We start from the raw sequence: 8,683 nt of genomic DNA on the forward strand, positions 1-8,683 counted from the left end.
CGTGGTCCATTTTCGCCCCGCGGCTTGAAATTGCCTCAGGCCGTCACCAACACCTTCAGCGGGCCGCTGCGACGCAGCACGTGCACGATGGACTGCCGGCCTGACACAGCGATGTCGCAGGAGGCCTCGCCGATGCGCAGGTTGCGGATCGTCACTTCGTCGAGGAACGGGGGCAGCAGCGGTTCGGTGAAGGAAATGGCGTTTCCGGCCGGGTCGAATGAAACGCCAAGGCAGGCCTGCAACATGAACAGCGGCGCCGTCGCCGCCCAGGCCTGGGGCGAGCAGGCGACCGGATAGAAAGTTGGGCCCTGGCCGCGCTGGCGGGCGAACCCGCAAAACAGCTCGGGCAACCGGCGCATCTCGATATAGGTGGAGGCGGCGAACAGGCCCTCAAAGATGCGGCCGGCCTCCGTCCGGTAGCCGTAGCGACGCAGGCCGTAAGCCACCAGCGCATTGTCGTGGGGCCAGACAGAGCCGTTGTGATAGCTCATGGGATTGTAGCGCGCCTCGGTGTCCGGAACGGTGCGGACGCCCCAGCCGCAGAAACTGGCCGGCGCCATCAGGGTCTTCGCCACGGCGGCGGCGCGCTCCGGCAGGGCGAGACCGAAGGTCAGCACGTGGCCAGCGTTGGAGGCGCGCACCCGGCAGGGGCGTTTGTCGCCGTCGAGAGCCAGCACATACGTGCCCAGTTCCTCATCGAAGAACGCCGCATCGAAGGCCGTCCGCAGGTCGCGGGCCCGCGTCTCGCAGGCGGCGGCGGTCGCGCCGTCGCCCAGCGCCGCCGCCATGTCGCGCGCCGCCTGCCAGGCGGCGTAGACATAGGCCTGCACCTCGCACAGGGCGATGGGACCGCGCGCCAGCGCGCCGTCGGCGTGAAAGACGGAATCGAAGCTGTCCTTCCAGCCCTGGTTCACCAGTCCGTCCGGCGTCTGGCGGCCGTATTCGACGAAACCGTCGCCATCCCGGTCGCCGGACGTGCGGATCCAGTCCAGCGCGGCCTCCACGTGGGGCCACAGTTGCTGGATGGCGCGCACATCGCCTGTGCGGCGCAGATAGGCGCCGCACAGGGCGACGAACAGCGGCGTGGAATCGACGCTGCCGTAGTAGCGGCGGAACGGCACCTCCCGCAGTTCGGCCATCTCGCCGTGGCGAACCTCGTGCAGAATCTTGCCGGGCTCGGCGTCGGCCAGCGGATCGGTTCGCGTCGCCTGGTTGCTGGCGAGATGGCGCAGAACCCCGCGCGTGATCTCCGGGTCGAGCCACAAGGTCTGCAAGGCGGTGATGAGCGCGTCACGGCCGAACACCGTGCTGAACCAGGGAATGCCGGCGTAAGGGTAGGGGCCGTCCTCAGTATCAGTCACCAGCATGTAAAGATCGGAGACGCTGCGCCGCAGCGCTTCGTTGAACACGTCGTTCGAGCTGCTGACCGCCGCCGCCCGCCCGGAGAGGCGCCGCAGGTCGCGCCGCGAGTCGCGCAGGGCGGCGAAATATCCCTGTGCCGGCGCGTGATTGACGCCGGGGGTCCTGCAACTCACCTCCATGTACAGGGTGCGGCTTTCGCGCGGCGCCAGCGTGAGCTCAAACACGGCGCGATTGCCGGTCAGTTGCGACGGTTCCGGATCAAATCCCAGCGTTGTCACCCGCCGGCGCCGGTCGAGCCCCGTATAGGACAGGCGAACGTGGTTTGCGGCGGGCTCCGGCGGATGCCGTTCGCCGCGGCGCTCGCGCCGGGAGCCGCGCACCTCGAACAGGTCGGCGAAGTCAGCCGCGAAGGTGATGGCGATCGTAACGTGATGCGGCTTCTGATCGTAGTTTTTCACCACCACCCGCTGATAACAGGCGGCGTTCCACAGAAAGCAGGAGCGCCGGATATGCAGCGCATCGCGGACAATCTCCAGTTCGCCGTCCTGGCCCTGGATCTCCGGGTTGGTCAGGTCGCAGGTCAGCGTTGCGTTGTCGTCGCGCAGGATGGATGACAGAAGCATGGGCCGGCGCCCGCACACCGTCATGGCCAGGTGCGACAGGTGCCGGGTGTCGCGCCAGAACAGTCCCTCCGGGCTGCGGGGGCCGGAAAGGGCGTCGCCGTGGTGATCGAACACCGCAAAGGCGTCGCCCTGTTTGAGCGCCCGGGGTTGCGTCTCCTGCAGGGAGGCGTCGCTCTGCACGGACCAGAGATCAGTCTCGGGTTCGCTGGAAGCGGAGCCGCCAGCCATTGTCTGGGACGCTGTCAGCGACGTCGGTAGGGCGGTTTCCATGACAGGGCCTCCTGAAAAGACAGGGCCTCCTGGAAAATTCCTGGAGCGTGTTCAGACGGCGCGGACGCCGCCTCGCGGTGCTGCGCCGGGCGAGGCGCGCGGGGGCCGCCAGACATGCAGCCAAGCAAAAAGATGCAGCAAAATTCTGACCCTGCAAAAAACAGCGACAGATGCCCGGCCGGCGTGGATGGGCCCGATCCGGCCGCCACTGGTCAGGCAAACTGCAGCGGCGGCGATGCGCGGGCGCCCGCAAGGCGCTCGTAAACCGCCAGATAGTCGCGGGCCATGCGGTGGGCGGAAAACCGCTGCTCGAACCTGGCGCGCACCTGCCCCCGGTCCAGTTCGCCGGCCCTCCTGACCGCCGCCACGGCTTCGTCGATCGAATGGACCAGAAAACCGGTTACGCCATGATCAATGATCTCGGGCGTCGAGCCACACGGCCAGGCGATGACCGGCGTTCCGCAGGCCATGGCTTCGATCATCACCAGCCCGAATGGCTCCGGCCAGTCGATCGGAAACAGCAGCGCCCGGGCGTTGCCGAGAAAATCCGCCTTCTCGGTCTCGCCGATTTCCCCGCAGAACGTCACGCAGTCGCAGGTCCGCACCAGCGGCTCGATTGTCTCCGCCCAATAACAGGCGTCGGCCCGGTCGATCTTCGCCGCTATCCGCAGCGGCAGGCCGGCGCCCGCGGCGATGGCGATGGCCCGATCAGGCCGCTTTTCCGGCGAAATTCGCCCGAGAAAGGCGAGATAGCCGCCGTCCGGATGGGGCAGGGGCGTCAGCAGCCGTTCTGGCAGACCATGATAGACATTGGCGGCCCAATTTACCCCAGCCGGCATGGGCGTCCGCTGGGCATGTGAAATGGATACCAGCGGATACCCGGGGAATTGCCGGTAGAAAGCAGCCAGGTCGGGCAGGTCCTGGCGTCCATGCAGGGTTGTGACGGTTTTGCCGGCGATGTCCCGGAACGTCGGGAAATGCAGCAGGTCCACATGAAAGTGCAGGACATCGAACTCAGCGGCCTTGCGTCGGACATGATCCATCATCGCCAGATGCCAGGGCAGTTGTTCCTGCACCTCAGGATTGAGGCGCAACGCCATCTCGCAGCATCCGCACAGACGGGCCGAGGTGACTGAATCAGCGCTGGCGAACAGGGTTACGTCATGACCCATGTCGACAAGTTGCTCGGTCAGATAGGAAACTATTCTTTCGGTGCCTCCATAGAATTTTGGAGGACAGCGCTCCGCGAGCGGCGCGATCTGGGCAATTTTCATGGCGTCACCGTCAGTACTGGAAAGCCGCGGACGCGCGGCGCAGAACTTTACGGGCCGGCTGTCTTTGCAACGGCAGCGGCAACTGTTTCTGGCCAGACATCCGGACAACGGCATTAACCATAAAAACGTTCCCGGGGCGCCCGTCAGATATGGCGCTATGTCGCATGACTTTAGGGAAGGGGACTGGCGCGCCGCCGTCGGCAAAATCCTGCCGGTTGTGGCCATCGCGCCGTCGTCATGATTGACGGGCGCGGCGCCAATATCCGACACTCCCGCTCACAAGCCGGAAAACCGGCGCAAGCGCGGCCTGTCCGGACGACGGCGGCGCAAGGACGACAGGGTTGGAGGAAACGGGATGGCCGGCAGAGGCAGAATCCACGTATGGCTGCGCGCGGCGCGGGCTGGAACGGCGTTGTGCGCCGCGACGGGTGTTGTGGCGGGCGCGCTGGCGTTGACCGGCGCCGCGCAGGCGCAGGACAAGCCTGCGGCCAGGGAGGAGATCCGCATCGGCAACGTCAACGCCTATAGCGGTCCCGCCGCTGTCTATGCGGTGCTTGGCAAGGTTCCGGCGGCGTATTTCCGCATGATGAACGATCAGGGCGGCGTCGGCGGGCGCCAGATCCGCTTTATCACCTACGACGACGCCTACAGCCCGCCGAAAACGGTGGAGCAGACCCGCAAGCTGGTGGAAAACGATCAGGTGTCGGTGATGTACGGCTCGCTGGGCGCCCCGACCAGCTCGGCGACGCTGAAGTATCTCAACGGCCACAAGATTCCGCACGTCTTCATCGCTTCAGGCGCGACGAAATTCGGCGATCAGGCGGCATGGCCGTGGACCATGGGCTTCCAGCCCAGCTACCAGACCGAGGGCAAGGCGTTCGCGGCGAATATTCTCAAGACCAAACCAGATGCGAAGATCGCGGTTCTTTATCAGAACGATGATTTCGGCCGCGATGTCCTCAAGGGCTTCAAGGACGGTCTTGGCGACAAGGCGAAGATGATCGTCGCCGAAGCCTCCTATGAATCCACAGATCCGACCATCGATTCCCAGATCGTCAAGCTGAAGGCCTCCGGCGCCGACGTGTTCATGAACATGACCACGCCGAAATTCGCCGCCCAGGCCATTCGCAAGATCGCCGAACTGGGCTGGAAGCCGACGCATTATCTGGGCAGCAACGCCAATTCCATCGCGGCGGTGCTCGGGCCGGCCGGACTGGACAATGCGAAGGACATTATCTCCAGCGCCTATCTGAAGGACGCCAACGATCCCGAGTGGAAGGACGATCCGGCGTTCAGGAAATGGAATGCCTTCTATGACAAATACCTGCCCGAAGCGGACCGCAAGGACGCGCTGACCGTCTACGCCTATGTCGCCGCGCAGGCGATGGAACAGGTGCTGCGCCAGGCCGGCGACGACGTCACCCCCGCCAACATCATGAAGCAGGCGGCCAATATCCGGCACTTCCGGTCTGATCTGCTGTTGCCGGGCATCGAGATCAATACGGCGCCAGATGATCACTATCCGATCGAGCAACTGCAGCTCATCCGGTTTGATGGAAAGCAGTATGTGCGGTTTGGACCGGTGATCGATTCCTCAAAGAAACGCTGACGGCGCGCCGGCCGTTCATGTGGCGCCGCCATTCCTGGACGCCGCCGGCAGCTTTTCAGCGAAAGGACAGGGGCAGAATCCGTGCATGCCGGACAGGTTCTGCTCCACCCATGTGAATTGACGCGTTTTCTCGACACAGAGCGGTGTCCGCGCCGCAAAAACGCTCCAGGGCAGGGACGCCGCCATGAACCGCATCACGCCGGAGACGCTTGCCGCGCCCACGGTTTCCGCCATCTTCCACAATGTCGCCAGCCTGTATCCGGACAATGCCTTCATCGCCGTCGGTCCACTCGCGACGCGGCCATATCTGCCGGAGGGCGTGGAATATACCTACGCCGCCACCCGGGCCATTGTTGACGATCTGGCCGCCCGCTATCGCGCCGGTGGCTATGGGCCAGGGCATCGCGTTGCGGTCCTGCTGGAGAACCGGCCGGAGCATTTCTTCCATTTTCTCGCCCTTAACAGCCTCGGCGCATCGCTGGCCCCGGTGAATCCGGACTACCGGCCCGATGAAATGCGCTATCTGCTCGAGCACGCGGAGGCGTCGTTGCTGGTCGCCCTGCCGGAGCGCCTTGAGCAGGCGCAGCGGGCGCTCGACCTGTGCGCTGACCCGCCGCCGCTGCACGACGTGGCCTCAGGGGCGCCGTTTCCTCCGGCGCGAACGCCGGCGGGGCAGGCGGCGCCGGATCTCGATACGGAAACCTGCCTTTACTATACGTCCGGCACCACCGGACGGCCCAAGGGCTGCGTCGCTACCAACCAGTATTATCTGAGCGTTGGACGTGGGTGCTGCAGCAATACCGGCCTTGGACAATACCGCGAGGGCCAGGAGCGCACCTACAATCCGTTGCCGCTGTTTCATATCAACGCCGGCGTGTTCAGCTTCATGGCGGCGGTGATGAACGGCGGTTGCGTGATCCTGCCCGACCGTTTCCATCCCCATAGCTGGTGGCGGGAGCTGGCCGACAGCCGCGCCACCATCGCCCATTATCTCGGGGTCATTCCTAGCATGCTGATGAAGCTGGAGCCGTCGCCGCAGGACCGGGCGCACGGGTTGCGTTTCATGCTGGGCGCCGGCGTCGAACCCGAGATTCACGGCGCGTTTGAAGAGCGCTTCGGCGCGCCGCTGCTTGAATTGTGGGGCATGACGGAAACCGGCGGCGGCTTCTTCGCTGACGCGGAGCCGCGCATGATCCACACCCGCGCCATGGGCCGGCCGCTCGGCCGGCCAGGACTCGATCTCGACGCCCGCGTCGTCGACGCCGATGACAACGACGTTCCGGTTGGGAACGAGGGACAATTACTGGTGCGGCGCTGCGGCGACAATCCGCGCCTCGGCATGTTCCGCGAGTATCTGAAAAATCCGGAGGCAACGGCTGAGGCCTGGCGCGGCGGCTGGTTCCACACTGGCGACGTGGTGCGCCAGGATGAAACCGGCATGCTCTATTTCGTCGACCGCAACAAAAACATCATCCGCCGCTCGGGCGAAAACATCGCGGCCGCCGAAGTCGAAGCGACGTTGCTGGCGCATCCGGATGTGGCGGAGGTGGCGGTGGTGGCGGCGCCCGATGAGGTGCGCGAGCAGGAAGTCTTCGCTTGCATCGTGCTGCGGGCCCGGGAGGCGGCCAGCGAGGACAAGGCGCGGGAGCTGTTCACATGGGCCAATGAGCGGCTGGCCTATTTCAAGCCGCCGGGCTGGGTGCTGTTCCTGGATGCGTTGCCCAAAACCAGCACCCAGAAGGTGCAGAAGAGCGAACTGTTCGCCGCCGGCGCCGATCCGCGCAAGACCGATGGCGCCATCGATCTGCGGGCGTTGAAAAAGCGGGGGTAGATGGCGGACGGCGGCAAATTCGCGCCAGGCGGCGGGTTCTGCCTGACGCGCCGCCTCACACCACCCGGTAGAGGTCGGCGCGCGTTGGCGGCAGGTTGGAAGGGCCCTTCAGGCGCTTCTGACCCAGCGTCTGGTATATGCCGACGTTGTTGCGTTCGAAAGCGATTGAGCAGGCGGCCAGATACATGAGCCAGACGCGGTATTTCACCTCGCCGACTTCGGCGATGGCCGCGTCGCGGTTGGCCAGCAACCGGTCATGCCAGACGCGGCAGGTGCGCATGTAGTGTTCGCGCCAGCATTCCACGTCGCGGATTTCAAAGCCGCCGCGCTCCATGGCCGTCAGCGTGCCGCTCAGCGTATCCAGCTCGCCGCCGGGGAAAATGTAGCGGGTGAGGGCGGCGAAATCCGCCCGTTTCTTCTTTTTGGTGGCGCTTTTGCCGGGCCGGACAATGCCATGGTTGAGGAACAGGCCGCCGGGCTTCAGCAGACGCTGCATCGTGCTGAAATAGGTCGGGTAATTGGCGATGCCCACGTGCTCGATCATGCCCAGCGAGCTGATCTTGTCGAAGCGCTCCGCGCCGGGCAGCTTGCTGTAGTCGATCAGCTCAACCGTGCAGCGATCGGCGATTCCCAGCTTCTGGAAGCGGGCGCGCGCCAGTTCCGCCTGCTGTTCGGATAGGGTGACGCCGTGCGCCGTGACGCCAAAATGCGTGACAGCGTGGGCCATCAGCGCGCCCCAGCCGCAGCCGATATCGAGGAAAGTCTCGCCAGGCTGCAAACGCAATCGCCGGCAGGTCATCTCCAGCTTGTCGACCTGCGCCTGTTCCAGCGAATTGGTCCAGTCCTTGTAATAGGCGCAGGTATAAACCATGCGTTCATCAAGGAATAGCCGGTAAAATTCATTGGAAACATCGTAATGGTAACTGATGTTCTTGCGGTTCTCGCCAGCGTCGCCGTCGCTCGGCGCCGATCTGGCGATGTCTTCCAGCGGCCAGGGGCCGCCGCGCGGCGTGAACAGGAATTGCGCGCCGGCGCGCAGGGCCAGTTTGCGATCGAGGGTGCGGCGGAATTCGCGGGTGCGCACGGCGGGTTTCGCCGCCACAAGATCGAAGACGTCGCCATTGCGGATATCGACGCGGCCGGCCGCCCACAGATTGGCAAGCGTGGCCACCGACGGGCGGCGGACCAAGGCGCCGATCACCCCTTCATCGCCGAGATAAACGCCAAGACCGTCATCGGGGTAGTCCGCCGGAACCCGTGAGCCGTCCCACAGGAAAAACCCCGGTTTCAGCTGCAGTCGCTCCCGCACATGCGTCAGCAATTGCGTCAACGTGGCGAGGCGTTTTTCTGCTGACATATTTGTTCCTGTTTCGCCGCCAGATTTACTGAGCCGGCAGAGGGGCGCAGACGGCCGTCCGCATGGCGTCCCGTCGGGCCAGTCTCACGGCTCTGGGCCGCCAGGGGGCAATCATGCGAGGCATGACGGCGCCGTCAAAGGCGCATTGTTCCCTATGGTTTATGACAGGGCCGGTAACGCGCTGGCCCCGGTCCGATGGAGCGGCGCAATTATCCGGCGCCCTGGTCCGATGGATTTTCAGGGAGGGGCGACTGCTTCCCCTGAAAACCCTGGTGCGCGCCATCATGGTGAGATGGAGCGTCGCCAGCTTTACCGAAGCCATGCGGCGGGTGGCGCGACGCCGCGCCAGCCGCCGCG

7 protein-coding genes are annotated in these 8,683 nt (G+C 65.0%); 4 read left to right on the forward strand and 3 right to left on the reverse strand.

Translation table 11 applies throughout. From position 1 onward, the window contains the following. Positions 1–35: 35 nt before the first annotated feature. Both IE243_RS10990 and IE243_RS10995 read right to left on the reverse strand, forming a co-directional pair. Positions 36–2,255 (reverse strand): amylo-alpha-1,6-glucosidase, encoded by a 2,220-nt coding sequence (locus tag IE243_RS10990; protein WP_373301656.1) that lies wholly within the window; start codon positions 2,253–2,255, stop codon positions 36–38. Positions 2,256–2,467: 212 nt separating this feature from the next. Further along, positions 2,468–3,529: a glycosyltransferase family 4 protein gene (locus IE243_RS10995; RefSeq protein ID WP_191319443.1), complete on the reverse strand. Its 1,062-nt coding sequence runs from the start codon at positions 3,527–3,529 to the stop codon at positions 2,468–2,470. On the opposite strand from IE243_RS10995, the gene IE243_RS11000 reads away from it, so the two are divergent. From IE243_RS11000 to IE243_RS11010, 3 genes are all read left to right on the forward strand, one after another. Next, positions 3,528–3,770: a hypothetical protein gene (locus tag IE243_RS11000; RefSeq protein ID WP_191319444.1), complete on the forward strand. Its 243-nt coding sequence runs from the start codon at positions 3,528–3,530 to the stop codon at positions 3,768–3,770. The two genes, IE243_RS10995 and IE243_RS11000, sit on opposite strands and share 2 nt — an antisense overlap. Before the next feature lie 114 nt (positions 3,771–3,884). Then, a complete protein-coding gene (locus tag IE243_RS11005; protein WP_191319445.1) occupies positions 3,885–5,138 on the forward strand; it encodes an ABC transporter substrate-binding protein in 1,254 nt (417 codons plus the stop codon). A gap of 184 nt (positions 5,139–5,322) precedes the next feature. After that, on the forward strand, positions 5,323–6,969 hold the full coding sequence (locus IE243_RS11010) for an AMP-binding protein (RefSeq protein WP_191319446.1): 1,647 nt from the start codon (positions 5,323–5,325) through the stop codon (positions 6,967–6,969). Between the two features lie 55 nt (positions 6,970–7,024). On the opposite strand, the gene IE243_RS11015 is transcribed toward IE243_RS11010, so the two are convergent. Next, a complete protein-coding gene (locus IE243_RS11015; RefSeq protein ID WP_191319447.1) occupies positions 7,025–8,326 on the reverse strand; it encodes an SAM-dependent methyltransferase in 1,302 nt (433 codons plus the stop codon). 161 nt (positions 8,327–8,487) lie between these two features. On the opposite strand from IE243_RS11015, the gene IE243_RS23155 reads away from it, so the two are divergent. Then, the coding region (locus IE243_RS23155; RefSeq protein WP_210319843.1) for a hypothetical protein at positions 8,488–8,683 on the forward strand (196 nt) is incomplete at its 3' end.

Source organism: Camelimonas fluminis (assembly GCF_014656355.1).
Lineage (GTDB): Bacteria > Pseudomonadota > Alphaproteobacteria > Rhizobiales > Beijerinckiaceae > Camelimonas > Camelimonas fluminis.

What these genes read in the sequence shown, in the direction of transcription:
- IE243_RS10990 (WP_373301656.1), bottom strand. Translation starts at nt 2,255, where the DNA reads ATGGAAACCGCCCTACCGACGTCGCTGACAGCGTCCCAGACAATGGCT.
- IE243_RS11010 (WP_191319446.1), top strand. Translation starts at nt 5,323, where the DNA reads ATGAACCGCATCACGCCGGAGACGCTTGCCGCGCCCACGGTTTCCGCC.
- IE243_RS10995 (WP_191319443.1), bottom strand. Translation starts at nt 3,529, where the DNA reads ATGAAAATTGCCCAGATCGCGCCGCTCGCGGAGCGCTGTCCTCCAAAA.
- IE243_RS11005 (WP_191319445.1), top strand. Translation starts at nt 3,885, where the DNA reads ATGGCCGGCAGAGGCAGAATCCACGTATGGCTGCGCGCGGCGCGGGCT.
- IE243_RS11015 (WP_191319447.1), bottom strand. Translation starts at nt 8,326, where the DNA reads ATGTCAGCAGAAAAACGCCTCGCCACGTTGACGCAATTGCTGACGCAT.
- IE243_RS11000 (WP_191319444.1), top strand. Translation starts at nt 3,528, where the DNA reads ATGGCGTCACCGTCAGTACTGGAAAGCCGCGGACGCGCGGCGCAGAAC.